This is a genomic window from Thiocapsa marina 5811 (assembly GCF_000223985.1).
Lineage (GTDB): Bacteria > Pseudomonadota > Gammaproteobacteria > Chromatiales > Chromatiaceae > Thiocapsa > Thiocapsa marina.
Genome location: NZ_AFWV01000026.1, coordinates 1 through 24,564, shown reverse-complemented (window position 1 = coordinate 24,564; position 24,564 = coordinate 1). Strand labels below are relative to the sequence as shown.

The following is a 24,564-nucleotide window of genomic DNA, read 5'->3' as shown; positions in this document are numbered from 1 at the left end:
AGCCGCATCTGGCCGAGAAGATCGCCAAACAGACCCGCAAGGACTTCCCCGACGGCATCCCCGGCTTCGGCACCGACGCGCTGCGCTTCACCTTCGCCGCGCTCGCCACCACCGGGCGCGACGTCAAATTCGACCTGGGTCGAATCGAGGGCTACCGCAACTTCTGCAACAAGCTGTGGAACGCCTCGCGCTACGTGCTGATGAACACGGAGGATCAGGATTGCGGCCAAGCCCCTGATGAGTCGGGCGGCGAGCTGGAGCTCTCCGCAGCCGACCGCTGGATCCGCGCCCGTCTCCACGCCACCACGGCGACGGTCACCGACGCCATCGAGGGCTATCGCTTCGACCTCGCCGCCCAGGCGATCTACGACTTCACCTGGAACGCCTTCTGCGACTGGTATCTGGAGCTGTCCAAGCCGGTGCTCACCGGCACGGCCGCCAGCGATGCCGCCAAGCGCGGCACCCGCCGCACCCTGGTCGAGACGCTGGAGACCCTGCTGCGGCTCGCCCACCCGATCATGCCCTTCATCACGGAGGAGATCTGGCAGAAGGTCGCACCCCTGACCGGAGCGCAAGGCGAGACCATCATGCTCGCGCCCTACCCCGTCGCCGACGCGGGCGCCGACGACCCGGAGGCCGTCGCCGAGATCGAGTGGGTCCAGCAGGTCATCCTCGGCGTGCGGCGCATCAAGGGCGAGATGAACATCGCGCCCGGCAAACCCCTGCCGGTGCTGGTCGCCAACGCCTCCGAGCAGGACAAGACCTGGCTCGCCGTCGCCCGGCCCTATCTGGACTTTCTCGCCCGCATCGAGTCGGTCACCCTGCTCGAAGACGAGTCGAGCGCGCCCGAATCGGCGATCGCGCTCGTGGGCAACATGAAGCTCCTCATCCCGATGGCCGGCCTGATCGACAAGGACGCCGAGCTCAAACGTCTCGACAAGGAGATCGGCCGCCTGACCGACGAGATCGCAAGGATCGGGCAGAAGCTCGCCAACCCGAGCTTCGTCGACAAGGCCCCGGCCGCCGTCGTCGACAAGGAGCGTGCGCGGCTCGCCGAGCAATCGACGGCGATCGGCAACCTACAGGCACAGCGGGAGAAGATTGCCGCGCTTTGAGCCGATTGTCATGACCCGTTCGACATCCCCTGAGCCCGGAGAGTTGGTGTTCGTCCTCGGTGGAGTCGATCCGGCCTCAGGCTCCGAACAATCGCGACCTTGGTCGGCGAGTACCAGGAGCAGACATGAACAGGGTTCCGACCCAAGAGATCAAGCGCCGCGGGATCGCAGCCGCGGATGAGGCCCTTCACAACGCCCCTGTAGATATCACCGAGGACAATCGCCCGAGCTCTGTCGTGCTGACTGAAGCAGCCTATGCCGAGCTGCAAGAGGCGCAGTAGCCCATCTCCCGAAGAACCCACAGGCGCTCGGTTTATCGTCGACACCGATCGACATAACCGATATAGCCTGTTTGCGCGTAGCAATTCGGTGGCCTACCGTTAGGATGCGTAACGCCCCTCCCGAAGCTGAGACGGTCCGGGTTTGCGCCACGACGCTCGCTCCGGACCGAAGTGCGAAGATAAGGACAGGAAGACAAGCGGTGTTGCCGACCGCGGTCGAACCCACCACAGATGAGGAGTTGATTTCCATGCACATGAAAGCGATCCCCGCGGCCATTCTCGCGGCCCTAATGACCACCCCCGCGGCCGCAGACCCTGCGATGGCCGCCGGCAAGGCGAAGCCCAACAGTTTCTGGTGGCCTGACCAGCTCAACCTCCAACCCCTGCGCGACCACGACCCGGCGTCCAATCCCTACGGTGTGGATTTCGATTACGCGGAGGCCTTTGCAGGCCTCGACCTCGCGGCCGTCAAGACGGATCTCAAGGCGTTGATGACCACATCCCAAGACTGGTGGCCCGCCGATTTCGGCCACTACGGACCGCTGTTCATCCGCATGGCCTGGCACAGTGCCGGCACCTATCGGGTGGCAGACGGACGCGGCGGGGCCGGCGGCGGCCAGCAGCGCTTCGACCCGCTCAACAGCTGGCCCGACAACGTCAACCTCGACAAGGCGCGGCGCCTACTCTGGCCGATCAAACAGAAATACGGCCGCAACATCTCATGGGCCGATCTCATGGTCCTCGCGGGCACCGTCGCGATGGAGGACATGGGCTTTAAGACCTTCGGTTTCGCCGGGGGACGGGCCGATGACTGGGAGCCCGACCTGGTGTACTGGGGACCCGAGGCCGACATGTTGGGCCGCGAGCGTTACGACGCCGAGGGCAAGCTGGAGAATCCTCTCGCCGCCACGCAGATGGGCCTGATCTATGTGAATCCGGAAGGCCCGGGCGGCAATCCCGATCCGCTGGCCGCCGCCGAGCAGATCCGAACGGCATTCGGCCGCATGGCGATGAACGACGAAGAGACCGTCGCGCTGATCGCCGGCGGTCACACCTTCGGCAAGACCCACGGCGCAGGCAAGCCGCAGGAGTGCGTGGGCGCAGAGCCCGCCGCGGCGCCGATCGAGCAGCAAGGCTTGGGTTGGGCCAACAGGTGCGGCAAAGGCAACGCCGAGGACACCATCGGCAGCGGTCTGGAAGGGGCGTGGACCGCGGCACCGACGCGCTGGACCATGCTGTACCTGAGCAACCTGTTCAACTACGACTGGGAGCAGACCCGCAGCCCGGCCGGCGCCATTCAGTGGACGCCGAAGGACGGAGCGGCCGCCGGCACGGTCCCCGACGCCCACGTTGCGGGCGTCGGTCATGCGCCGATCATGTTCACGACGGACCTGGCGCTGAAGCTCGACCCAACCTACCGAGAGATCTCCAAGCGCTTCCTGGAGAATCCGGAGGCGTTCGAGCTCGCGTTCGCGAAGGCCTGGTTCAAGCTGACGCATCGCGACATGGGACCCCGTGCCTTGTACCTCGGTGCCGAGGTACCCGAGGAGGTGCTTCCGTGGCAGGACCCGGTGCCGGCGGTCGACTACGCACCGATCGAGGAAAGCGACATCGCCGAGCTCAAGAAACGCATCCTGGCCTCCGGCCTGACCACCGGCGAGCTGGTACGCACCGCTTGGGCGTCCGCATCCACCTTCCGCGCCAGCGACATGCGCGGCGGTGCCGACGGTGCGCGCATTCGCCTGGCACCGCAGAAAGACTGGCCGGTCAATGACCCGGCAAGCCTGGCGAGGGCGCTGCAGACCCTGGAGGAGATCCAGACGACCTTCAACAGCGGCGCATCCGACGGCAAGCAGGTCTCGCTCGCGGACCTGATCGTCCTAGGCGGTGCCGCGGCCATCGAGCTGGCCGCCAAGGATGCCGGCTACGACGTGGACGTCCCCTTCACGCCCGGGCGTGCGGACGCCACGCAAGAACAGACCGATGTCGAGTCTTTTGCCGTCCTCGAACCCACGGCCGATGGCTTCCGCAACTACTTTGCCGACAGTAACCGCCTGTCGCCGAGCGAGATGCTGGTCGACCGTGCAGACCTGCTGGGGCTGACGGTTCCGGAGATGACGGCACTGGTCGGCGGGATGCGCGCCTTGGGTGCCAACAGCCGTGGCTCGAGGCATGGCGTGTTGACCGCTCGCCCCGGCCCGCTGACCAACGACTTCTTCGTCAACCTGCTCGACATGAACACCGTCTGGTCGCCGGCGGCGGATACCGAGGGTCTCTATGAGGGACGCGACCGTGCGACGGGCGAGCTGAAATGGACGGCCACACCGGTGGACCTGATCTTCGGATCCAACGCCGAGCTGCGCGCCGTCGCCGAAGTCTATGCGTCGCAGGATGGCGACGAGGAGTTCGTCCGAGACTTCGTCGCCGCATGGACAAAGGTCATGAACGCCGACCGCTTCGAGCCCGCCAAGGGCTGACGAAGGCACCGCGGCGCTGGAAACCCGGCCTGCCGGTGTAGACGGGCTGCTCCGAAGCCTTGCAAAGGGCCGCGGAGGGCACACGGACGTGCCGCCACAAGACAACCGGGAGTCGCGTGGCGGCGGCGTTCGTCGGGTGTTTCGATCCGCGCTACGCGGACCTTCACGCGAGCACATCTGTCGTCTGCCGGCACCATCTCGAGGTCATGGCCATGGCTGGACCCTTGGTCTCATGGCGTGTTGTTCCATGTAAAACCCGCTTGGCGCATGAGGAATCCCCTAGTATCTTGAGCACCGCCGTCGGCACACCGCCGGGGGAAGCGGTCGTTTGCCTCTCGTTGGGTCGGCAGACGGCGCCTTTCGCCGCAAAACCGACGACGCGGCCCCCCGAGGTGCGCAGTGCGGTCGACTTTATGACTGACCCGCTCGCCCGCGGCTCCGACACCTCATCACAGCAGGATTCATCATGATGCGTGCCCCCGGACGCCTTTCGTTTGTGCCCTATATGGGTCTTTTGGCCCTGCTCGTGCCGGGCCTGTCGCTCGCGAGCGAGTCGGGACAGTGGATCGACTTGACCGCGCATAGTGTCGGCTATGCGGCCCTGATCATCTTCGTCCTCGCCTATGCGTTGGTGATGGCCGAGGAATTTCTGCATCTGCGCAAGTCCAAACCGGTCATCATCGCGGCCGGCCTCATCTGGGCATTGATCGCGTACGTCTATTCGCAGAACGGCCTTACCCACGAAGCCGAGGCGGCGGTGCGGCACAACCTGCTCGAATACGCCGAGCTGATGCTCTTTCTGCTGGTGGCTATGACCTACATCAACGCCATGCAGGAACGTCAGGTGTTCGATGCGCTGCGTGGCTGGCTGATTCGCAAGGGATTCGGTCTGCGCGCCCTGTTCTGGTTGACCGGCGGGTTGGCGTTCATCATCTCCCCGGTGGCCGACAACCTGACCACGGCGCTCTTGATGTGCGCGGTCGTGATAGCGGTCGGCGGAGACAACACCCGTTTCGTGACACTGGCCTGCATCAACATCGTGGTCGCCGCGAACGCGGGCGGGGCCTTCAGCCCCTTCGGCGACATCACGACGCTGATGGTCTGGCAGAAGGGCATTATCGAGTTCAACGGTTTCTTCGCGCTCTTCATTCCGGCACTCGTCAATTTTCTGGTTCCCGCGCTCTTCATGCATGCCGCCGTGCCGGACATCAGACCCGAAGCGGTGTCGGTACAGCAGCCGCGGCGGGTATCCTTCTCGTACCACCGAGCCTCCGAGCCCGAAGCCGAAACGGCACCGGCGGAGATCCACATGCGACGCGGCGCCAGGCGCATCATCCTGCTCTTCCTGCTGACGATCGCAACGGCGGTCGCATTCCACAACTTCCTGCACCTGCCGCCGGTCATCGGCATGCTCACCGGTCTCGGATATCTGCAATTCTTCGGCTTTTTCCTTCGGATGAGCCATCATGGCTGGCAGCAGCGCAACGTCGAGCGCGCGAATCTGATCGGAGACATCACGCCTTTCGACGTCTTCAACAAGGTCGCCCGCGCCGAGTGGGACACCCTGCTGTTCTTCTACGGCGTCGTGCTCTGTGTCGGCGGGCTCGGGTTCATCGGCTATCTCGGCATGGCCTCGGATGTCATGTATCAGCAATGGGGCCCGATTCCGGCCAACATCGCCGTAGGCCTTCTATCGGCCGTGGTCGACAATATTCCGGTGATGTTCGCCGTCCTCACCATGAATCCCGACATGGACCAATCGCAGTGGCTCTTGGTCACACTGACCGCCGGCGTCGGCGGATCGCTGCTCTCGATCGGGTCGGCGGCCGGGGTCGCGCTGATGGGCCAAGCCCGCGGTGTCTATACCTTTTTTGCGCATCTGCGATGGATGCCGGAGATCGCCTTGGGGTATTTCGCGAGCATCGTTGTTCATTTGTGGCTCAACGGCTGACGGCTGGCCGGAGCGGCGAGCGCCCCGATGAGGCGATGGCGTCGCTCCGCCCTGTCGAGCCTTCTGATCGCACTGGCGGTGACAGGCGCTTGGCTGATCGAGCGCCGGGGACCGGGGCTGATCCCGGTCGAGTGGTCATTCGCCGCGTCGGGCCGACCCTGCGTCTTGGATCAGGTGCTGGATGGAGATTCGCTCCGGCTGACCTGCGGCGGTAAACCCGTCGAGGTCCGTCTGTACTGTATCGACGCACCCGAGAAAGACCAGAAGCCCTGGGGCGATCGGTCCCGAGCACACCTGAAGCGGATCGCCGCGGATCGAGTCGAGATGCGAGCGGTGGACACCGACCGATTCGGACGCACGGTCGCCGAGGTTTCCAACGCCACCGGCGAACGGCTCTCGCTGAATCTCGAGCAGGTCAAGCAGGGACAAGCCGCCGTCTACCCGCGCTATTGCGAGGAGTCGCGGTTCTTCCGCGCGGAGCGCGAGGCCCGTGCCGCGAGGGTTGGAATCTGGGACAAACGGGGGGAGCACCAGACACCCTGGACCTTCCGACATCGCCATTGAGGTGCGCGGGCGGGCGTTGTCGTGGTTCGACGCCGTCTTGACGGATCGTTGCCGAACGCCATCGGGTCGATCACGGTCGCAGCATCCGGCCCGTCCGCCCGTCGCGGATGCAGGAGGGTTGGTCGGAGCCGACACAGGGCCCGGCAAGGATCGCGTCCGGAGGCTCGTCGAGCGCAAGCCGCACCTGCAGGGCGGTTCGGGCCGGGTGTCGACCGGCTTGGTTCGCACTGGTGGAGACGACGGCACCGCCATAGATCCGGCAAAGCGCTGCGGCGATCGGGTGTGCCGTGACCCGAACCGCAAGCGTGTCGAAACGCCCGGTGAGCCAGCGCGGGGTCTGCGAGCGCGCCGGCAGCAGCCAAGTATTCGGCCCCGGCCAGCTGGCTCGAATCTCCGCCATCCGATCGGCGTCGAGCGACAGGACGAAAGGGTCGAGCTGGCTCGGATCCGAGGCGATCAGGATCAAACCCTTGGCTGCATCGCGGCGCTTCATGCTGAGAATCCGCGCAACGGCATCGCCGTTCCAGGGATCGCAGCCCAAGCCGAACACGGCCTCGGTCGGATAGGCAACCACGCCACCGCCCGCGATGACGCGGGCGACGTGCCGAAGTCGCTGGCTCGGAAGAAAAGCCGATCTCATCGGGGAACCAAGCGAAACGCCGAAGATCCCACGAGGGCAGCGGAGGCTGGCACAGGCTCGTGACCGAGGGGCGATCGTCGAAACGCGTTGCCGGATCTCAACGAACCCCGAGCCCCGGAATCGGTATACTGTGACGGTTCTCGCCGACGGTGACCGAAGCAAGGGCGGCGGGGCCACACGGGCGAATCCATCGGGGCGAGTCTCGGAATTCCCGCACCCTCTGCGAAGCCCGGCATGCGCCCGATCTTCTTTCCTTTTTTACATTCCGGAGTTGACTTCATGACCCTGATCAAAAACGTTGGTAAAACCGATCGCAACATCCGTTTGGCGGCCGGTGGTGTCCTGGTGTTCCTGGGCATCGTGACGAACACGGTGCTCTTCTCGATCATCGGACTGGTCGTGCTCGCGACCGGTGCGATCGGCACTTGCCCGGCTTACATGCCGTTGAACATCAACACCAACAAGGACGACAAGGCCTGATCGAGGCCGTTTCGGCAGGCTTTCCGGCCACCGACCCGTTAAGGCCGGAAACCGGAAAAGCAAACCGGTAGGACCGGCTTGGGCTCTTTCGAGCCCAAGCCGCCCGGACCCGCCAAGCGGTACCCGATGACCCGAGCAGGCGACGATCAAGCCGGACGCTCGAAGAGATAGTGGCTCACATACCACTCCTGCCCCTTTCGATACCCGAACAACTCCGCGCAGGCCATGAAGAAGAGCCGCCAGCGCATCCACCAGACCCCCGCTTGGTCGCTGCCGTAGGTCTCCTCGAGGATCGGCCAGACGCGATCGCGCGCGCCATCCATCCGCTCCAACCAGGCGTTGAGCGTCCTCTCGTAATGCCTACCATCCCAGCGCCAGCGTGTCACCAGCTTGAGATGCTCCTGAAAATGCAGCGGTAGATCGTCACTCGGCATGATACCGCCCGCGAAGAAGTAGTGACTCATCCAGTCGCTCGGGCCGACGTCCTCGAAGGGATAGGGATGCTCGCGATGGACGAAGATGTGCATCAGGAAGCGCCCGCCGGGTTTCAGCCAGTCGTGCACACGCGCGTACAACTTGCGATGGTTGCGCATGTGCTCGAACATCTCGAGCGAGACGATCCGGTCATACCGGCCGTCGGCCTGAAACGCGTTCATGTCGGCGGTGACGATCTCCAGATTGGTCAGGCCCCGTCGATCGCGCTCCGCCTCGATAAACCTGCGCTGCCCGCTGGAGTTCGAAACGCCGGTGATCCGACAGCTCGGAAACCGCTCGGCCAGGTACAGGCTCAAGGCGCCCCAGCCGCAACCCAATTCCAGCACCCGATCGCCGTCCTGGATCCCGGCCCGCTCGGCCGTGATCGCCAACGACGCCTCTTCCGCCTCTTCGAGCGTCGTGCCGCCCTCGGGCCAGTAGCAGGAGCTGTACTTGCGACGCGGCCCCAACACGAGATCGAAGAACGAGGCCGGCAGCTCGTAGTGTTGCTCGTTGGCGCGATCCGGCACCGCCGCGATCGGAGAGTCATCCATCATGGCGATGAAGTCGCGCTTCTCGCGCATCGCCGTCTCGCAATCCTCCGTCGGCAAGGTCGCCAGGCGTCCGCGCAGCAAGGCTCGAATGCCGCTGCGTGTCACGCTGTCGGGAACCTTGCCTTGCTCGACCCAGCGGATCGCCGTCTCTGTTGCACGCACCATCGTCGTCTCCTTGTTCGTCCCGTGACCACGCGTCGACACGGAGGTATTGGCGAGGAACCCCGAGGGCAAGCCGGCCGTGCAATCTCCCGACGGACAAGCTCGAAGCTAGCGCGGCGGCAACTGGTCCAACGCGAGCTTCAAGGCAGCCTCGCGATCCTCGACCCAACGATCCTCTCGCATGGCGCCGCGCAAACCCAGGTGCTCCAGACGCTCGCGCGGCTGGCCGTGAACGCCGGCCATGTAGACCGCGTGACCTTGCGAGAGCGCATCGCGTACCGTCGACTCTACGGCGACCGCGGTCGTCACACCCATGTGCGGGACCTGACTCAGATCGATGACGACCGCCTGTGCACCCTCGAGCTTGGGGCTCTGACGACTGATGGCGGCAGCGGCACCGAAGACCAGCGGGCCGCTGAGATACAGGATCTTCACGCGACCGCGTCCTTGTGCCAGCAGAGAGCGCTCCTCGCACGACAGACCGGCGCACGGCGCCTCGTCGCGCGAGCGACGTGCCGGGAGCACGCAGACGGACTCTTCCTGCACGTCGGCGAGACGTCGAATGGTGAGGACATTGGCCACGAAGAGGCCGATTGCCACGGCGGTGATCAGATCCACGAACACGGTCATCAAGATCACGCCGTAGGTGATCAAGGCGCCTTTCATCGAGACACGATGGACGCGGGCGAGGAAGCTCCAGTCGATGATGTCGATACCGACCTTGACGGCGATTCCCGCAAGGACCGCCAAGGGGATATTCGCCGTCAATGCACCCGCCCAGACCACCACCACGGCCAGGATCGCCGCTCGGGTCAGACCCGACAGTGCGGTTCGCCCGCCGGCTTGGATATTCACCACCGTCCCCATGGTGGCCCCGGCGCCCGGCAGACCGCCGAACAGCCCGGAGGCCAGGTTGCCGATACCCTGCCCCAGCAACTCCTTGTCCGAGTTCACTTGTTTACGGGTCAAGCTGCCCGCGATCACCGAGGTCAGCAGGGCGTCCACCGAGCCGAGCATCGCCAGGACGAGCGCATCGATCAGAATGGTCTGCCATTGCGCCACACTGAACACGGGCATCTGCAAGGAGGGCAGACCGCTCGGGATCTCGCCGATGCGCCGAATGTCCTGATCGCCCAACCAGTAGACCGCGATCAGGGTGCCCACGACCAAGACGACCAGCTGCGGGGGCAGGATCCGTTTGATGCGCGCCGGCATGAGGAAGAGGACCGCAAGCGTCAAGCCCGCCAAGGCGGCCTCGCGCGGATCGATCGACCCGATCAGTTCGGGCAGAGCCTGCAGGGTACCCATCACCCCGCCCCCCGGCGCCGGCTGTCCGAGCAGTCCGGGCAGCTGAAGAATGACGAGGATGATGCCGATTCCGGACATGAAGCCGGAGATGACCGTAAAGGGCATCATGGTGACATAGCGCCCGAGCTTCATCGCCCCGAACGCGATCTGGAAAAGACCGGCGAGCATCACGACCGTGAAGGCCATCGCCATGCCTTGCTCGGGATTCGCCGCGATCAGCGAGGCAATCACCGCGGTGAACACCACGGTCATGGGACCGGTCGGCTCGGAGATGAGTGTCGGCGTCCCGCCGAACAGCGCGGCGAACAGACCGATCAGGACCGCACCGTAGAGTCCGGCCTCGGCGCCCGCCCCCGACGCGACCCCGAAAGCGAGCGCCATCGGCAGCGCGATGACCGCGGCGGTGACACCGCCGAAGAGGTCACCGCGAAGGTTGTCGAACCGGATCTCGTTGAGTACGCGCATGCACTACTCCAAAGTCATCAGCTGTAGGCCGCATTAGTATCCTAACCGAGTGTGGTAAGCGATAATCGAAGTTTCTCAAGTGCTGCATCGATAAAGATCTATGATTCGCACAGGACGAATCGATTACCCTAAAAAGAGACGGGTGATAAACCACATGGCGGAGCGGGATTATCGAGCCGCCGGCACATATAAACGATCGTCGATATCACCGATAGAAATAATTGAATATTTTCTATACCTCGTCGTAAGTAAGATTTTGTACAGAGTTCGAAACGGCCTCCGCAGGCGAGGCGGATCAGGCACAGACCACAGGAGCTGACCATGAGCGTGAAGACCTACGATGCCGGTGTAAAAGAATACCGGGCCATGTACTGGACGCCGGACTATGTCCCTCTCGACACGGACCTCCTGGCCTGTTTCAAATGCACCGGACAGCCCGGTGTGCCGCGCGAAGAGGTGGCCGCCGCCGTGGCTGCCGAGTCCTCCACCGGCACCTGGAGCACGGTGTGGTCGGAGCTCCTGACCGACCTCGAATTCTACAAGGGCCGTGCCTATCGCATCGAAGACGTGCCCGGCGACAAAGAGTCCTTCTACGCCTTCATCGCCTATCCGATCGACCTCTTCGAGGAAGGCTCCGTCGTCAACGTCCTCACCTCTCTCGTCGGCAACGTTTTCGGATTCAAGGCGCTGCGTCACCTTCGCCTGGAAGATATCCGCTTCCCGATCGCCTACGTGAAGACCTGCATGGGGCCGCCGAGCGGCATCCAGGTGGAGCGCGACAAGCTCAACAAGTACGGCCGTCCGCTCTTGGGCGCCACCATCAAGCCCAAGCTCGGCCTGTCGGCGAAGAACTACGGCCGTGCCGTCTACGAGTGTCTGCGCGGCGGTCTGGACCTGACCAAAGACGACGAAAACGTGAACTCTCAGCCCTTCATGCGCTGGCAGAACCGCTTCGAGTTCGTCGCCGAGGCCGTGTCCGCTGCGCAAGCCGAGACCGGCGAGCGCAAGGGCCACTACCTGAACGTGACCGCCGCCGATCCCGAGCAGATGTACGAACGTGCCGAGTTCGCCAAGGAGCTGGGCCAGCCGATCATCATGCACGACTTCCTCACCGGCGGCTTCACCGCCAACACCGGTCTGGCCAAGTGGTGCCGCAAGAACGGCATGCTGCTGCACATCCACCGCGCCATGCACGCGGTTATCGACCGTCACCCGAAGCACGGCATCCATTTCCGGGTCTTGGCCAAGTGTCTGCGTCTGTCGGGCGGCGACCACCTTCACACGGGCACGGTCGTCGGTAAGCTCGAAGGCGACCGCGGCTCCACGCTCGGATTCGTCGACCTGCTGCGCGAGTCCTTCATCCCCGAAGATCGCGCTCGCGGCATCTTCTTCGACCAGGATTGGGGCTCCATGCCCGGCGTCTTCGCGGTCGCGTCCGGCGGCATCCACGTCTGGCACATGCCCGCACTGGTCACCATCTTCGGCGACGACTCCGTGCTTCAGTTCGGCGGCGGTACTCAGGGACACCCCTGGGGCAACGCGGCCGGTGCGGCGGCCAACCGTGTCGCGCTCGAGGCTTGCGTGAAGGCCCGCAACGAGGGACGCGAGCTCGAGAAGGAGGCCCGCGAGATCATGACCGGCGCGGCCAAGCACAGCCCCGAGCTGGCGATCGCGATGGAGACCTGGAAGGAGATCAAGTTCGAGTTCGAGACGGTCGACAAGCTCGACGTGGGTTGAAGAAAGCCGCCTGCCTCCGGCCTCCTGCTCGAGGCCGCCCGGGCTATGAGATCCAAGTCTGCCGCAGCGGTGTCGTAAAGCGACTCGCAGGGCGGCGGGAAGGACTCAACCCCGCCGGAAGCTGATAGCTGGAGGCCGGGGGCTGGAGGCAGGAAGCTGGACGCTCCGACACTCGAATCCAACGCATTCGCACAACGAGGACCGCAAACATGCCATTCCAAAGTACGACGGGCGACTATCAAACCAAGCGCACCCTGGAGACCTTCGGGTTTCTGCCCCCGATGACCCAAGAGGAGATCTTCGACCAGATCGCCTACATCATCGCGCAGGGTTGGACGCCGGGTATCGAGCATATCCATCCCAGCAAGGCCATGAACCACTACTGGACCATGTGGAAGCTGCCCTTCTTCGGGGTGACCGATCTGGCCCAGGTCGTGAGCGAGCTCGAAGCCTGCCATCGCTCCTACCCGGATCACCATGTCCGCGTGACCGGTTACGACAACTACACCCAGAGCCAGGGGTCCTGTTTCGTCGTGTTCGAGGGTCGCGGCTGATCGAATAGCCGTCGGCAGTCGACGTCGGGCGTTGCTTGCGGGCTCCGCCCGACGCAGAGGTGCCGAGCACTCGTGATCCAGTGTTTCAACACCGAGCGGGCGGCGCGATCGCCGAGTCGGTGACGCGAACGGAGTCAGGCGTCCATCCCGCCGTCGCTGTCACCGCTCATGCGCTCCACGTCCAAGGGAACGACCATGCCCAGCAAAGCGAATCTGAGATCGAGCGGCCGCGAGGCGGCCCTGGCACGTCGCCGTGCCTTGTCCACTCAGGGCAAACGAACCAGCGCTGCCGCCGCAACGGCCCAGCGCAGCCGTACGCCCGACGCCGCTGCGCTACGTCGCCCCGCGGCATCGCAGCCGCAGGCTGCTCCGGCTGCCGCGACGCAGGCTGTGTCGAGCACAGGCTGGAACACTGACGACTCGGCTCCATCGACGTCCAGGCTCGCCTCGCCCGTGCGGCGAGTTCAGGCTCCGGTTTCGTCATCCGGCTCGAGCCGCGCCGAGGCCAGGGCACGCCGCGAGGCGCTGTCCAAAGCCGGTAAGCGAGCGGATCGCAGAGCAGATCGCACACGCGCTCCGACGTCGAAAGCGCCGGCCCAAGGCGCACGAGACGCGACGACGGATTGCGGGTGCGGCTGCGGCGGGAACCCCGGCACCACGGATGAGCGCGCTTCCATGACGGATGCGGTGCGCGCCTCGTCGGATCGTCGGGGCTCGTCTTCGCTCGGCAGCTCGACCAACGGGTCGCGACGCAACGGCAAGCGCATCACGGCCGTCAAGCCGACGGGCCGGATGCTGGCCCTCGCCCGACGCTCGGCCACCTCCGGGCGCGGCAAGGCTGCGGTGAACACGCCGGCCACGACAGCGAGCCTTGCCCGGCAGGCGAACCCCCAGCTATCCGGGCGCGACCTCGCCCAAACCGTCCGCGCCCATCGCAGCGCCGCCGGTGCGGCCGGGACGCGCAAGGCCCAGGCGACCGGCCGCGTCAGACCCGGACGCGAGCGGCCGGTCGGCGGGGCAGAAGATCAACCCTGGAAGGTCGGTCTAAGCGAGACCGCGCAAGGTCAATTCGTGACCGGAACCCGGGTCGGACGCAGTCGCTCGGTGACGGGCGACGAGCCGAGCGTGTGCCGCGAGGTCACGGGAACCGAATACATGGGCGCGGAGATCTTTCGCGAATTCTGCCAGGCCGAGCCGCCGAAGCCGACGCCGAAGGTTCAGGTCACCACCACGGGGCACGGCAACGCCGTGACGGGCAACGAGGTGGGCCGCTCGAGCCGAGTCACGGGCGACGAGCCCGGGACATGCAAGACCGTGACCGGTACCGAATACCTGTCGGCCGAGCAAACGAGTGCATTCTGCGGGACCGAGCTGCAACCGAACCCGCGGCAAACCGGCCAAACCCAGACCACCGGCGGTCGGCCCGTCTCGGGTGTCCTCCCGGGGCTCTCCGCCAAGGTCACGGGCAACGAGCACGGCGCCGGGATACAGCCGACCGGCAGTCAGTACATGTCCTCGGCCAACGGCGACCTGTCCAATCTGAAAAAGGCGCCGCCCAAGGTCGACCTGACGCAGACACTCCGCGGCGGTTCAGTCACCGGCACCCGCGTCGGGCGCAGCGCCAAGCTGACCGGCGACGAGCCCGGCAGCTGTCGGCTGGTCACCGGCGACGAGTACGTCGGTGCCGAGCAGTACAAGGAGTTCTGCGGCACCCAGCCGCCCCCCCTGGAGGCGCCCAAGGTCGGGCTGTCCTCGACCCAGAAGGGCCTCTCGGTCTCCGGCACGCAGACCGGTCGCTCGGGTCGGGTGACCGGAGACGAGCCCGGCACCTGCAAGGCGGTGACCGGAACGCCCTACGCGGGGCTCGAGCAGACGGCGACCTATTGCGCCCCGGAGCAGCAACGTGTCATCGCCGAGCGGATGCGGCCGATGGCGAGTGTCATGGCGGCGCGCATGACCGGCGTCCGTCCGAGGATCGGCGGCGTCATGACAGGTGCCTCTCGGGGTGCTTGCGAGGAGATCAGCGGAACACCCTACGTCGGGGTCGACCAGATCGAAGAGACCTGCGGACGTGCTGCACAGCCCGGTGACAGCGACTTCCCGCAGCCGCTCCCTGAATCCGTCGAAGCCGCGCCTTGGCAGAGCTTCAGCGTCGCCTCGCCGGCCCGACAAGCCTTTCAATCGCGTCAGGACAACGCGGTGACCGGCACTCTTTACGAGCAGGAGGGGCGGATTACCGGCCCTTTCGGGATGGGCACGGGCAAGATCACGGGCACTGAGCAATTCCGCTTCGACCGTGGACCGTCCGTGCCGGGAAACCTCCTCCAGATGGAGTCCGCCGCGACGATGGAAGCCGATACGGCAGCGGCCCGGTCACGTGTGACGGGCGAGGGCCAAGCCGCCGGAACCAAGATCACGGGTGATGACTGGGAGCGCGGCGAGCGTGTCACCGGGACAGAGGGTCCCTCGGCGCGGCGGCGTAACCCGACTCGACCGGGGCCGATGGCTGCGATGGGGGCCGTCAAGCCCAAGCGCAACGAGGAGCTTCCTGCACCGGTGAGTCGTGTGACCGGGGCCAGCGGCAACACGGACCGCGGCTCGCTCATCACCTACTCGGGCGGGGCGCGGGGCTGAGGCCCGGCGCAAGCGATCGGCACAAGCGTTCGGCTCCGCCACACCGAGTCGAACGCGAGTCATCACCGGAATCTGACGAGACAACGAGGTCATGTCGAGACAACGCCGTCCAACCCGAGCGAGCCTGATCTGGGCATCCGCACCCGCACCCGACGCGCCGGCCTACCGTCCGCGCGCCCGAGGTGAAACCGGGTCGGTTGCGCCCACGGCGACGCGGGAGCCGAGCATGGCCGAGTCAGTCATGCCCGCACCGGCCAAGATCGAGCCGACGGGAAAGACTCGGGGTCAGCGGATGCGTCCGCGGCCCTCGCCTCGACCGGCCGGTGCCGCCGCCGAGCGCTCGGCGCGCCAGACCAAGCGGACCGTCGTTGCGGCGGCGGAGGCTCGACCGAATCGAGGCCCGAGCGGGCATCACCCGCTGACCGACCTTGACGGCAACGCACGACTGCAGGGCTACGAGGAAAGAATCAAGACAGCGTTCGATCGGATCGTGCCCGTGCTCAAGCAGATCTCGGCACTCCAGCACGAGTCCGATTTCGAGCGGCAGGCCCAGTCGATCGCCCGGGCCGAGCTGGGGTTCGATCTGCCGGAACACATGCTGGCGGATGCGTGGGTGACACAGCTCGATCTGCGGCGCCTGTTCGCCTGGTGCGTGTTCGAGACCTACCGTCGGATGTCGGATGATTTCTTCGCGAACGACCCGCTCGGCGGGCGCGAGACCGGCGATTTCGAGCGCTTTCTCCAGGACTGTGGCTTCCATCAGCTTGATGTGACGCCCTGCGCCGATGGACGTCTGGCCCACGCGATCAGCTATGTGCTGCGTCTGCCCTTCGGCGCAGTGCGGCGAAAGCCCTACGCCGGCGGACTGTTCGATGTCGAGAATACGGTCTCCAAATGGGGAGAAGTCGAGCTCGGTCGGTTCCGCGAAGGCGTACCGAACACCGCGGATGCGCCGACCCGCTATCTGAAGGCGGTGATCTATCACTACAGCTCGGTGGATCCGCACCACCAGGGCTGCGCGGCCCACGGGTCGAACGATGCGGCGGCCGCGCAGGCCGCCTTGGACCGACTCCTGGCCTTCCGCCAATCGGTCGAGAACGGTTTCTGCTGCGGTGCCTCGGTATCGCTGCTGTTGATCGGAATGGACACGGACACGGACGCGATCCGCATCCACGTGCCCGACGGTGAGGGCCACATGGATCTGGCGCAATCGATCGACGCGATCAAGGTCCACGCCATCACGCGTGATCTGGAGCCGGGCGCCGCACGTGCACGGGTGTCCGAGCTGGTCAAGGCGCACGCCCCGACGACAGCGGATTCGGGCATGCTCAGGTTGGTCGCACGGCTGATCGAGAACAACCTCTCGCAGATCGATTACGTGCGCGAGGTGCACGGCGGACAGTATGCGGACGTGGGACACGCCGAGCGTTTCATGGGCGTAGGCATCGGATTCGAGGAGATCCAGCTGCGCAACCTGACCTACTTCGCCTATCTGTACACGGTCGAGGAAGGAGCCGCGGACCTGGATGTCGGACGCAAGATCTTCGGCGGGCTCAATGTCTCGCACGGACTGCCGATCCCGATCGTCATCCGCTTTGATTATCACGGCGGGGTGCCGGGTGCGCGTGAACGCGCGGTGACGCGCTGTCGGCGGCTCGATGCCGCGCTCGCCGGCAGGTTCGCCGATCTGGCAGACCGGGGGCTACTGCACCGACTGCTGGTCGTGCGCGACAGCGACGCGGGCGCCGGCATCGAGGTCGTCGGAAGCTCGCTGGACGCGGTGACGGCAGGAGGCCACTGATGAAGATTTGTCAGGTGGAGCGCCCACTCGTCTCGACCAACCGAATTCCGGGGTTCGAGCACAAGCATCTCTTGGTGGTGCGCGACGGAAGCACGCAGCAGGTCGCGGTCGATGCGGTCGGCTGCGTACCGGGCGACTGGGTGATCTGTGTCGGCAGCTCCGCGGCGCGCGAGGCAGCCGGCAGCAAGGAGTATCCGAGCGATCTGACCATCGTCGGCATCATCGATCATTGGCCGCCCGAGTCGGGTGCAGCCGGGTCGCGAGGTGCAGGCTGATGGAGATCAGACAGGTCGTTGGCTCGCTGGTCTGTACGCATCGTGTCGCCGGGCTCGGACATTGGGACCTGCGGCTGCTGCAGGACACGAAAGGCAAGCACTACGTGGCCACCGACCCGGTGGATGCCCGCCCCGGCGACTGGGTCTTCGTGGTGAGCGGATCGGCCGCCCGGTACGCGATGGGAGATGCAGGGATCCTCACCGATCTGACGATCGGCGGGATCATCGATCGCTGGGAGGAGGAGCGAGCCGCGGCGGTCGAGCCGACCGCGTTCGGCGCTGCCCGAGCGGCATGATGGACTGCATCGTGCCGGGTTCGCCCGGCGCGTTCGGCGCCGACGAAAGGCTTTGAATCTGGATTGAAGATGGTCGGGCAGCATCGCCCGCGGCGACTTGGTACACAGAGGAGACACGACGATGGCAAGCGACAAATTCGGAATCGCGCTCGGGATGATCGAGACCCGCGGACTGGTTCCCGCGATCGAAGCGGCGGACGCCATGACCAAGGCCGCCGAGGTGCGCCTGATCGGGCGCGAGTTCGTCGGAGGCGGCTACGTGACCGTGCTGGTGCGCGGCGAAACGGGCGCGGTGAACGCCGCGGTGCGTGCCGGTGCCGACGCCTGCGAGCGGGTCGGCGACGGTCTCGTCGCGGCGCACATCATCGCCCGCCCGCACCGCGAGGTCGAGCCGATCCTGCCCGTCGGCGGCCCGGCCGTCGACTGAATATCGACCAGCAATACGCGATGAGCCGACGGCTGAAAGCCCATAGCTGACAGCTGGAGGCTAGAGGCCTAAAGCTAAAAGCGACAGCACATCGCGACCCACTCATCAACGATCAACACGACACTTAAGATTGGAGAGCACAAATGGCCAGTGAAAGCTACGGTATCGCATTGGGGATGATCGAGACGCGCGGCCTGGTGCCCGCCATTGAAGCGGCGGATGCCATGACCAAGGCCGCCGAGGTGCGCCTGATCGGACGCGAGTTCGTCGGCGGCGGCTACGTGACCGTGCTGGTGCGCGGCGAAACGGGTGCGGTGAACGCCGCCGTGCGTGCCGGTGCGGATGCCTGCGAGCGGGTCGGCGACGGTCTCGTCGCGGCGCACATCATTGCCCGTCCGCACCGCGAGGTCGAGCCGATCCTCAACCGGACCCTGCCGGCTGCGTCCGACTGATCGAGCGGCGTTCAGCCATGAGCCGCTCGATACCGGCGGCAAGGGTTTTGAAGCATGAGACATGCACGCATTCATCCTCGTACCCTTGGCTATCTCGGTCGTGCCTTGAGCTTGGAGCTGTCCGCAGTCCAGCAGTACATGACCCAGGCCTCGCTCGCCGAGGCCTGGGGTCTGCCGGAGGCAGCGGTACGTCTGCGCGAGGAAACGGTTGAAGAGATGCAGCATGCCGAGCGCATCATCCAACGGATGTTGGTGCTGGGTGTCGCGCCGAATGGCTCGCACCTGCGCCCGGCCGGCGTGGCACGGAACCTGGTCGACCTGCTGCGACAGGATGCCGTACTCGAAGCAGAGATCGTCGCCCTCTATCGCGAGGCGGTCATCTTCTGTCGTCGGATCGGGGATCGCGAGAACGGCGACTTTTTCGAGGCGCTGCTGAACGAGGAATCCGCGCATGCCCGCGAGATCGAAGACTGGCTGGCTTCGCTCGGCATCCGGCGCTATCGTGAACCGGATGAACGCGCCTATTTTTGAGGGATCCCGTCATGAATCAAGGTTGGACCGAACGCCAGCGACCTCCGAGACTCGAACGCCGTTTGGAGTTTGCCGACTACGAGACCACCCGTGACTTTCTCGATCGCGCGGCGCTCGTGTCGGAGCGTCTCGGCATCTATCCGGACATGAGCTTCGGTCGGACCTACGTGAACATCACGTTACATGCCCAGGACGACGCGACCGAGGTCGGAGAGCCGTCGAGGCACTTCGCGCGCGAGATCGATATCCTGCTCGAAACCGAGAAGACGCTTGATGAGTGATCAGCCGACAAAAGACATCACACCCGAGACGCCGACCGACGTCTCGCCGTCGCCCGCACCGCGCAAAGCATCCGCTAAGCCGAAAGCGCCACCTCGATCCACCACAGGGTCCGCATCGACCGCCGGCCCGCGCGCGGCAAAGAGCCCGTCCGGTCCCCGCTCCGCGATCGTCGCCTCCACACGAGCCACGTCCGGACAACCCGCCCGAACAACAGCAAAACCGACGAGCCCCGTGACCCGCTCGCGCAGAGTCTGGCCGGACTGAACGGCCACCGCCCCATCAACCTTGATCCGGCCACTATCCGCCTCGTGTCGAACCCGAGGACTCGACGACTTCTAAGATCGCATTCATCCGATCGCTCGCCAGCCGGGCGTTGACGGCGTCGCCCCGGATCCAGATTCACAGTCGGAAGCAGGGCAAGAGGATGACCACGTCGAGCCAGACCCAAAAAGGATTACCTCAAAGCGAGATCACCGGTCGCTTCGTGCGACACGCCACCTTGCGTCAGCTTCAACTTCTCGAGGCGATCGTGCGCCTCGGCAGCTTCACGCGTGCGGCCGAGGAGATGTTTCTCACCCAGCCCACGGTCTCGATGCAGATCAAGAAACTGACCGACACGGTCGGGACGCCCCTCTTCCTGCATGTGGGCCGCAATGTCGAGCCGACCGATGCCGGACGCGAGGTCTATGCCGCGTGCCGCACCATCCTGCGCTCGCTCACCGACCTCGAAATCAAACTCGCGGACCTCAAGGGGCTGAAGAGCGGACATTTTCGCCTCGGCGTCATTACCACCGCAAAATACTTCGCCCCCGAGATCCTCGGTGCCTTCTGCGACCAATTCCCCGGCATCGACGTCTCGCTGAAGGTCACCAACCGCGAGCGTATCATCGAGCGGATGGCGGCCAGCGACGACGATCTCTACATCTTCGGCGAGCCCGCCCACGCCGGTCTCGACGTCGAGGCCACCTTTCTCGCACCCAACCCTTTGATCGTCCTCGCGCGAACCGATCATCCACTGGTCGGTCAATCCGGGATCACGATGGAACGTCTTGCAAAGGAGCGCTTCCTGCTGCGAGAGCCCGGGTCGGGTATCCGCGACTCGATCGTACGGCGTTTCGCCGAGCAGGGTCTGCGCCCGAACGTGCGCATGGAGCTCGGCAGCAACGAGGCGATCAAGCACGCCATCATCGCCGGCCTCGGAATCTCCGCGCTTTCGCTGCACACCCTCACGCTCGACGGTGGTGCCGGACGTCTCGCGATGTTGGACGTCGAGGGCTTCCCGATCGAGCGAACCTGGTATCTGGTCCACCCGAAGGGGCGCGATCTTTCGACCATCGCCAAGGCATTCCTGGCCTTTGCCGTCGACCGCGAGCGCGAGATCACCGCCTCGCTCGAGCGAACCTACGACCTCTTGCGAGCCCCCTCGGCAGGCTGACCCGCAACGCATGTCTCGGAGCGCGAAAACACCATTCCATCGAAACACTCGGAGAGACTCCTGCCGACAGTCACGGCGAGACACTTGGCCCGGCAGGTCCGGCCGACCGAGGAATGCGCCGGACGACACCCGGGAGGTGAACCGATCATCAGCGGCCATCGACCGGTCGTAGCGTATGTCTCTGGACATGGTTGCGGCTGGAGACGAGATGCGTTTGATGGTCGAGACGGCGCCGGGCTAACGACACTCAGAAGGGCACACGCTCGCGTTCGACTCCTGCGTGATTGCAGGAACCCGCGCCTTCGAGAGGTATTAGAAGCACAAACGACACTTCAACGCGATATCCTCGAACCGTACATCGCAGCATGACTTCACCTAATGACCGAATGGACGGCCAGCATGAGCAGCACCTCTTCGGAAAAGAATTGCTATTTTTGTAGGGTTTCACGCGGCGAGGCCGACCCCTTCATCTTTGAGAACCGGTCTTTCGTGGGAATCTTCGACACCCATCCGGTCAATCCCGGGCACGCCCTGATTATTCCAAGGAGGCATGCCGTATCCGTTTTCGATCTGACCGAAACAGAGCAGGCGGACTATTTCGATGCGCTTCGGGGCGTCAAGGCTGCGATTGAAGCCACGGACCTGAGAAATCTGTATTTGAACATGCTCGGCAGAGAGGATCTCAAAGACCGACCCAAAGAGCATATCGAGACGGTCTTGAAGCTGGATTTTCTGGGAAACAAACCCGATGCATACACCGTCGGCAACAACGATGGAAGAGAAGCCGGAAGAAGCATTGACCACTTACATCTCATTCTCTTGCCGCGTTATCGGGGAGATGTCGAGGACCCTAAAGGCGGCATTCGCAACGTGATACCAAGCAGAGCAAATTATCCGAGACGATTGGATTGATCTTGATTGAGGGACAGTCTCGGATCCCTCGGCTGAGCGGCCTGTCGTCGAGCGCGCCGCGGAACAGCTCCCGGGAGGCGGTACGGCGCGCGTCCTTGTCGGCACCCGGAGCGAGGTACAGCGGCTGCGGCGTCGTCGGCGCGTCCGGCTCGCCGAGCGCGTTGGCCCGGTAGCCCGACCAGCGGTAGAGGGCGGGGTCCGCCACCATGCCGGCGCGCAAGGTGTTGCAGTCAGCCGCGTCAGGCAAGCCGGTCTCGGTCTTCGAAGAAGCACGCCGCACAGTTGCGGCCGCGCTACACGATGTGCAGCGGCAAGCCGCCGACATGGATCCTCGTGTGCCGATGCGGCGACGCATGGGGTCAGCTAAATGATGGCGCCGCGTCTCATCCGGAGGAATAGGCTGTGGCTCCTAACCTGTTGCCAACCAGTAGGGCCGGGCAGTCATTCCGTTGCGGCTCCAGCCTTTGGCGACATCGCACAGTCCGACTGCTATCCTGTCCGCTCAAAGATCTTCGCGTGCCAAATGTCGAGGTAAGCCATTGACATTGAACGAATCACCTTGGATCCGGTTGTAATGGGCGGCAAGCCCTGCATCCGAGGTATGCGGGTCACGGTCGGACCGGTGCTCGGACTCATGGCCGAGGGTGTCAGCAGGGAACGCATCCTTTCCGCTTACCCCTATCTCGAGCCCGAGGACCTGGATACAGCGCTGGACTATGCCGCCTGGCGTCTGGAGGAACGTGAAGAGGACCTCACGGCGGCATGACTCTGCGGCTGGTCATCGATGTCAATCTCTCGCCGGAGTGCCTGTTCTGGCCGAAGCGGGATTCGAGACCGTCCAACGGACGCAGGTCGGAGATCCTTCTGCGCCTGACCGCGAGATCATGGACCGGGCGGTTGCCAACGGCTACGTCGTCTTCAGCCACGCCCTGGACTTCTCGACCATGCTCGCGCTGACGCATGCCAGCGGGCCCAGCTTGGTTCAGCTTCGGGGTCCGAAGGTGCTGCCTGAACAGATCGCTGACCTTTTGATCCAGTCCCTTGACCGCTTTCACGTGGACTTGGAGGCCGGCGCATTGCTGCTGATAGAGCCCGGACGCAGCCGGGTGCGCATATTGCCACTTTAAGTCGCATGAAACCGGAGAGCAGGACACGAAAGGAAAAGATCGACCATCAGCTGGCACGCGCCGGCTGGCCCGTCGGCAGCCGGCGTTTGATCGAAAAGTTCAGTGTCTGGACAGCGTCGAAGGTCGGCGAGTAGGAAAAGGGTCGGGTCTTGATTTTTGCCGTGGCAAAAGTCAAGACCCGACGCCGCGCGCGACCCCCGACCCCCTGATGTCTTCCCGGTCCGCGGAAGCGGAGCGTCCCGGGCTGATGTTAACGAGAGGTTCACCGCATGAATTTTCCGGATCTAGAGCGCATCACCATCAATCCCAAGGTCATGGGAGGCAAGCCTTGTATTCGAGGGATTCGAATAACGGTCGGCACCATCACCGGCTTGCTTGCATCGGGCGAAACGATGGAAAGGGTGCTGGAGCTCTATCCCAGCCTCGAAAGGGAAGACATCTATGCTGCCCTGGCCTATGCATCATGGCGGGCCGAAGAGTATGACTTTCCGCTCAAGGCATTATGAAGATCGTCCTGGACATGAATATCCCGGATGTCTGGAAGGACTTTCTCCGCAATGCCGGACACGAGGCGATCCATTGGAGCAGGATCGGAGACATCCGGGCCGACGACGATGCCATCATGGCGTGGGCCCGCGAGCACGGCCATGTCGTCTTCACCCACGATTTGGATTTCGGCTCCCTGCTCTTCACAACGAACGCGACAGCTCCACGACCCCGCCCCCTCTCTCTGCCACGGGTAATCGTAAGCGTTGGGTATTAAAGGAACGGAGGTTCTCGTGAAAGCAACGGTCTATGTCGAAACCTCCGTTCTCAGCTACCTGACGGCACGACCAAGCAATGATTTGCGTGCCATGGCAAATCAGAGCGTGACAACAGAGTGGTGGGAAACGCGAAAATCGCGTTACAGCGTCGTGGTATCTGATCTTGTGGTATCCGAAGCCGGCTGCGGCCACCCTGATGCAGCGCAGCGTCGATTGGCCGCTATCGCGGGGGTTCCATTACTGCAAGTGTCAGAGAATGTTCGGTTGTTGGCGATAGCGCTGATCGATAGTCACGCGCTTCCGCAGAAAGCAGAAGCGGATGCCTATCACGTCGCACTTGCTGCCGTGAACGGTGTCGAATACTTGCTCACGTGGAACTGCACGCATATTGCCAATGCACATACTCGACCCAAAATCGAGGCTACCTGTAGGACGCTTGGCTACGAACCACCGGTCATCTGTACACCGATCGAACTGATGGAGGACTGAAAACGATGTGGAAAGACCCTATCGTCGCAGAGACACGAGCGCTTAGAGAAGAATACGCAAGTCAGTTCAACTATGACATTGATGCCATCTTCGACGACTTAATGGCTAAGCAGGCCAAGCATCCCGAACGCATCGTTTCATTTCCGTCGCGCAAGCCAAGGGGGAGCGTAGTTGTTCCGCACCAAGGCGCTCCAGCCTCCGCTTCGCCGACGCAGCGCCACGGCTGATCTCCTCGGCAGAGGGAAGTACAGGTCAGGCGGGGTCTTGGCAAGAGTCAAGACCTGATAAGCATCTAGCCGACCCCGCCCGTGGGCCTACAGTTAAGGTAGAAGAAAAGACCTGAGCTGGAGACCCGGCAGGAGGAGTCGACGATGAAA

Annotated in this window: 27 protein-coding genes; 24 read left to right on the top strand and 3 right to left on the bottom strand. The window is 64.4% G+C overall.

The genetic code is table 11. The features are described 5' to 3' along the window. The 5 genes from THIMADRAFT_RS23340 to THIMADRAFT_RS23320 all read left to right on the top strand — a co-directional run. A partial coding sequence (locus THIMADRAFT_RS23340; protein ID WP_007195606.1) for a class I tRNA ligase family protein occupies positions 1–1,115 on the top strand: 1,115 nt, incomplete at its 5' end. Between the two features lie 125 nt (positions 1,116–1,240). Further along, complete coding sequence (locus tag THIMADRAFT_RS28135) at positions 1,241–1,396, top strand: hypothetical protein (RefSeq protein ID WP_007195605.1); 156 nt, start codon at positions 1,241–1,243, stop codon at positions 1,394–1,396. A 290-nt stretch (positions 1,397–1,686) separates the two neighbouring features. After that, positions 1,687–3,873 carry a catalase/peroxidase HPI gene (katG, locus tag THIMADRAFT_RS23330; protein ID WP_407635159.1) on the top strand — a complete coding sequence of 729 codons (2,187 nt, stop codon included), beginning with the start codon at positions 1,687–1,689 and terminating at the stop codon, positions 3,871–3,873. 466 nt (positions 3,874–4,339) lie between these two features. After that, positions 4,340–5,824: a sodium:proton antiporter NhaD gene (gene nhaD / locus THIMADRAFT_RS23325; RefSeq protein ID WP_007195602.1), complete on the top strand. Its 1,485-nt coding sequence runs from the start codon at positions 4,340–4,342 to the stop codon at positions 5,822–5,824. A gap of 27 nt (positions 5,825–5,851) precedes the next feature. Then, positions 5,852–6,388 carry a thermonuclease family protein gene (locus THIMADRAFT_RS23320; protein WP_007195601.1) on the top strand — a complete coding sequence of 179 codons (537 nt, stop codon included), beginning with the start codon at positions 5,852–5,854 and terminating at the stop codon, positions 6,386–6,388. Positions 6,389–6,458: 70 nt separating this feature from the next. Here the strand turns inward: THIMADRAFT_RS23320 and THIMADRAFT_RS23315 are convergent, their stop codons facing one another. Continuing rightward, positions 6,459–7,028, bottom strand: a complete 570-nt coding sequence (locus THIMADRAFT_RS23315) for an L-threonylcarbamoyladenylate synthase (protein ID WP_040733986.1) — start codon at positions 7,026–7,028, stop codon at positions 6,459–6,461. Positions 7,029–7,262: 234 nt separating this feature from the next. Here THIMADRAFT_RS23315 and THIMADRAFT_RS23310 point away from each other — a divergent pair, with 234 nt between their 5' ends. Further along, on the top strand, positions 7,263–7,508 hold the full coding sequence (locus tag THIMADRAFT_RS23310; protein ID WP_324603162.1) for a YgaP family membrane protein: 246 nt from the start codon (positions 7,263–7,265) through the stop codon (positions 7,506–7,508). Positions 7,509–7,654: 146 nt separating this feature from the next. On the opposite strand, the gene THIMADRAFT_RS23305 is transcribed toward THIMADRAFT_RS23310, so the two are convergent. Together THIMADRAFT_RS23305 and THIMADRAFT_RS23300 are read right to left on the bottom strand one after the other, a co-directional pair. Further along, entirely contained in the window at positions 7,655–8,701 is a 1,047-nt protein-coding gene (locus THIMADRAFT_RS23305) for an SAM-dependent methyltransferase (RefSeq protein WP_007195598.1), read from the bottom strand. 105 nt (positions 8,702–8,806) lie between these two features. Beyond that, on the bottom strand, positions 8,807–10,471 hold the full coding sequence (locus tag THIMADRAFT_RS23300) for a SulP family inorganic anion transporter (protein ID WP_007195597.1): 1,665 nt from the start codon (positions 10,469–10,471) through the stop codon (positions 8,807–8,809). A gap of 321 nt (positions 10,472–10,792) precedes the next feature. Between THIMADRAFT_RS23300 and THIMADRAFT_RS23295 the strand changes: the two genes are divergently transcribed. The 18 genes from THIMADRAFT_RS23295 to THIMADRAFT_RS26115 all read left to right on the top strand — a co-directional run bounded on the left by THIMADRAFT_RS23295 (position 10,793) and on the right by THIMADRAFT_RS26115 (position 24,414). Further along, the gene (locus tag THIMADRAFT_RS23295) at positions 10,793–12,208 is read left to right on the top strand and encodes a form I ribulose bisphosphate carboxylase large subunit (protein WP_007195596.1); all 1,416 of its coding nucleotides are present in this window, start codon (positions 10,793–10,795) and stop codon (positions 12,206–12,208) included. Positions 12,209–12,417: 209 nt separating this feature from the next. Beyond that, a complete protein-coding gene (locus THIMADRAFT_RS23290; RefSeq protein ID WP_007195595.1) occupies positions 12,418–12,762 on the top strand; it encodes a ribulose bisphosphate carboxylase small subunit in 345 nt (114 codons plus the stop codon). 675 nt (positions 12,763–13,437) lie between these two features. Then, positions 13,438–15,396: a CsoS2 family carboxysome shell protein gene (locus THIMADRAFT_RS23285; RefSeq protein ID WP_007195594.1), complete on the top strand. Its 1,959-nt coding sequence runs from the start codon at positions 13,438–13,440 to the stop codon at positions 15,394–15,396. A 226-nt stretch (positions 15,397–15,622) separates the two neighbouring features. Beyond that, positions 15,623–17,197, top strand: coding sequence for a carboxysome shell carbonic anhydrase (locus tag THIMADRAFT_RS23280; RefSeq protein ID WP_007195593.1), 1,575 nt, complete (start codon positions 15,623–15,625; stop codon positions 17,195–17,197). After that, positions 17,197–17,472, top strand: coding sequence for a carboxysome peptide A (locus THIMADRAFT_RS23275; protein ID WP_007195592.1), 276 nt, complete (start codon positions 17,197–17,199; stop codon positions 17,470–17,472). Before THIMADRAFT_RS23280 ends, THIMADRAFT_RS23275 begins: the two co-directional genes overlap by 1 nt. Further along, positions 17,472–17,768 (top strand): carboxysome peptide B, encoded by a 297-nt coding sequence (locus tag THIMADRAFT_RS23270; protein ID WP_007195591.1) that lies wholly within the window; start codon positions 17,472–17,474, stop codon positions 17,766–17,768. The genes THIMADRAFT_RS23275 and THIMADRAFT_RS23270 overlap by 1 nt, the downstream gene beginning before the upstream one ends. A gap of 121 nt (positions 17,769–17,889) precedes the next feature. Continuing rightward, a complete protein-coding gene (locus THIMADRAFT_RS23265; RefSeq protein ID WP_007195590.1) occupies positions 17,890–18,195 on the top strand; it encodes a BMC domain-containing protein in 306 nt (101 codons plus the stop codon). 143 nt (positions 18,196–18,338) lie between these two features. Continuing rightward, positions 18,339–18,647 carry a BMC domain-containing protein gene (locus THIMADRAFT_RS23260; RefSeq protein WP_007195589.1) on the top strand — a complete coding sequence of 103 codons (309 nt, stop codon included), beginning with the start codon at positions 18,339–18,341 and terminating at the stop codon, positions 18,645–18,647. A 54-nt stretch (positions 18,648–18,701) separates the two neighbouring features. Next, entirely contained in the window at positions 18,702–19,178 is a 477-nt protein-coding gene (locus tag THIMADRAFT_RS23255; RefSeq protein ID WP_007195588.1) for a ferritin-like domain-containing protein, read from the top strand. Positions 19,179–19,189: 11 nt separating this feature from the next. After that, entirely contained in the window at positions 19,190–19,459 is a 270-nt protein-coding gene (locus THIMADRAFT_RS23250) for a 4a-hydroxytetrahydrobiopterin dehydratase (protein ID WP_007195587.1), read from the top strand. A gap of 425 nt (positions 19,460–19,884) precedes the next feature. Continuing rightward, on the top strand, positions 19,885–20,895 hold the full coding sequence (locus THIMADRAFT_RS23240) for a LysR family transcriptional regulator (RefSeq protein WP_007195585.1): 1,011 nt from the start codon (positions 19,885–19,887) through the stop codon (positions 20,893–20,895). A 399-nt stretch (positions 20,896–21,294) separates the two neighbouring features. Further along, positions 21,295–21,807, top strand: a complete 513-nt coding sequence (locus tag THIMADRAFT_RS26125) for an HIT family protein (protein WP_007195584.1) — start codon at positions 21,295–21,297, stop codon at positions 21,805–21,807. A 559-nt stretch (positions 21,808–22,366) separates the two neighbouring features. Further along, positions 22,367–22,573, top strand: coding sequence for a DUF433 domain-containing protein (locus THIMADRAFT_RS23225; protein WP_267878418.1), 207 nt, complete (start codon positions 22,367–22,369; stop codon positions 22,571–22,573). 37 nt (positions 22,574–22,610) lie between these two features. Further along, entirely contained in the window at positions 22,611–22,934 is a 324-nt protein-coding gene (locus THIMADRAFT_RS23220; protein WP_050799671.1) for a DUF5615 family PIN-like protein, read from the top strand. Positions 22,935–23,203: 269 nt separating this feature from the next. After that, positions 23,204–23,440, top strand: coding sequence for a DUF433 domain-containing protein (locus tag THIMADRAFT_RS23215; RefSeq protein ID WP_007195580.1), 237 nt, complete (start codon positions 23,204–23,206; stop codon positions 23,438–23,440). After that, positions 23,437–23,697, top strand: coding sequence for a DUF5615 family PIN-like protein (locus tag THIMADRAFT_RS23210; protein ID WP_007195579.1), 261 nt, complete (start codon positions 23,437–23,439; stop codon positions 23,695–23,697). Before THIMADRAFT_RS23215 ends, THIMADRAFT_RS23210 begins: the two co-directional genes overlap by 4 nt. 16 nt (positions 23,698–23,713) lie before the next feature. Then, on the top strand, positions 23,714–24,187 hold the full coding sequence (locus tag THIMADRAFT_RS26120) for a type II toxin-antitoxin system VapC family toxin (protein WP_007195578.1): 474 nt from the start codon (positions 23,714–23,716) through the stop codon (positions 24,185–24,187). 5 nt (positions 24,188–24,192) lie between these two features. Then, entirely contained in the window at positions 24,193–24,414 is a 222-nt protein-coding gene (locus tag THIMADRAFT_RS26115; protein WP_007195577.1) for a hypothetical protein, read from the top strand. The last annotated feature ends 150 nt before the right edge of the window (positions 24,415–24,564 follow it).

Coding starts and splice junctions, on each gene's coding strand:
- THIMADRAFT_RS23285 (WP_007195594.1), top strand. CDS start 13,438: ATGACGGATGCGGTGCGCGCCTCGTCGGATCGTCGGGGCTCGTCTTCG.
- THIMADRAFT_RS23280 (WP_007195593.1), top strand. CDS start 15,623: ATGGCCGAGTCAGTCATGCCCGCACCGGCCAAGATCGAGCCGACGGGA.
- THIMADRAFT_RS23210 (WP_007195579.1), top strand. CDS start 23,437: ATGAAGATCGTCCTGGACATGAATATCCCGGATGTCTGGAAGGACTTT.
- THIMADRAFT_RS23255 (WP_007195588.1), top strand. CDS start 18,702: ATGAGACATGCACGCATTCATCCTCGTACCCTTGGCTATCTCGGTCGT.
- THIMADRAFT_RS23300 (WP_007195597.1), bottom strand. CDS start 10,471: ATGCGCGTACTCAACGAGATCCGGTTCGACAACCTTCGCGGTGACCTC.
- THIMADRAFT_RS23215 (WP_007195580.1), top strand. CDS start 23,204: ATGAATTTTCCGGATCTAGAGCGCATCACCATCAATCCCAAGGTCATG.
- THIMADRAFT_RS23265 (WP_007195590.1), top strand. CDS start 17,890: ATGGCAAGCGACAAATTCGGAATCGCGCTCGGGATGATCGAGACCCGC.
- THIMADRAFT_RS23305 (WP_007195598.1), bottom strand. CDS start 8,701: ATGGTGCGTGCAACAGAGACGGCGATCCGCTGGGTCGAGCAAGGCAAG.
- THIMADRAFT_RS26125 (WP_007195584.1), top strand. CDS start 21,295: ATGAGCAGCACCTCTTCGGAAAAGAATTGCTATTTTTGTAGGGTTTCA.
- THIMADRAFT_RS23310 (WP_324603162.1), top strand. CDS start 7,263: ATGCGCCCGATCTTCTTTCCTTTTTTACATTCCGGAGTTGACTTCATG.
- THIMADRAFT_RS28135 (WP_007195605.1), top strand. CDS start 1,241: ATGAACAGGGTTCCGACCCAAGAGATCAAGCGCCGCGGGATCGCAGCC.
- katG (WP_407635159.1), top strand. CDS start 1,687: ATGACCACCCCCGCGGCCGCAGACCCTGCGATGGCCGCCGGCAAGGCG.
- THIMADRAFT_RS23315 (WP_040733986.1), bottom strand. CDS start 7,028: ATGAGATCGGCTTTTCTTCCGAGCCAGCGACTTCGGCACGTCGCCCGC.
- THIMADRAFT_RS23270 (WP_007195591.1), top strand. CDS start 17,472: ATGGAGATCAGACAGGTCGTTGGCTCGCTGGTCTGTACGCATCGTGTC.
- nhaD (WP_007195602.1), top strand. CDS start 4,340: ATGATGCGTGCCCCCGGACGCCTTTCGTTTGTGCCCTATATGGGTCTT.
- THIMADRAFT_RS23260 (WP_007195589.1), top strand. CDS start 18,339: ATGGCCAGTGAAAGCTACGGTATCGCATTGGGGATGATCGAGACGCGC.
- THIMADRAFT_RS23250 (WP_007195587.1), top strand. CDS start 19,190: ATGAATCAAGGTTGGACCGAACGCCAGCGACCTCCGAGACTCGAACGC.
- THIMADRAFT_RS23290 (WP_007195595.1), top strand. CDS start 12,418: ATGCCATTCCAAAGTACGACGGGCGACTATCAAACCAAGCGCACCCTG.
- THIMADRAFT_RS23295 (WP_007195596.1), top strand. CDS start 10,793: ATGAGCGTGAAGACCTACGATGCCGGTGTAAAAGAATACCGGGCCATG.
- THIMADRAFT_RS23320 (WP_007195601.1), top strand. CDS start 5,852: ATGAGGCGATGGCGTCGCTCCGCCCTGTCGAGCCTTCTGATCGCACTG.
- THIMADRAFT_RS26115 (WP_007195577.1), top strand. CDS start 24,193: ATGTGGAAAGACCCTATCGTCGCAGAGACACGAGCGCTTAGAGAAGAA.
- THIMADRAFT_RS23240 (WP_007195585.1), top strand. CDS start 19,885: ATGACCACGTCGAGCCAGACCCAAAAAGGATTACCTCAAAGCGAGATC.
- THIMADRAFT_RS23275 (WP_007195592.1), top strand. CDS start 17,197: ATGAAGATTTGTCAGGTGGAGCGCCCACTCGTCTCGACCAACCGAATT.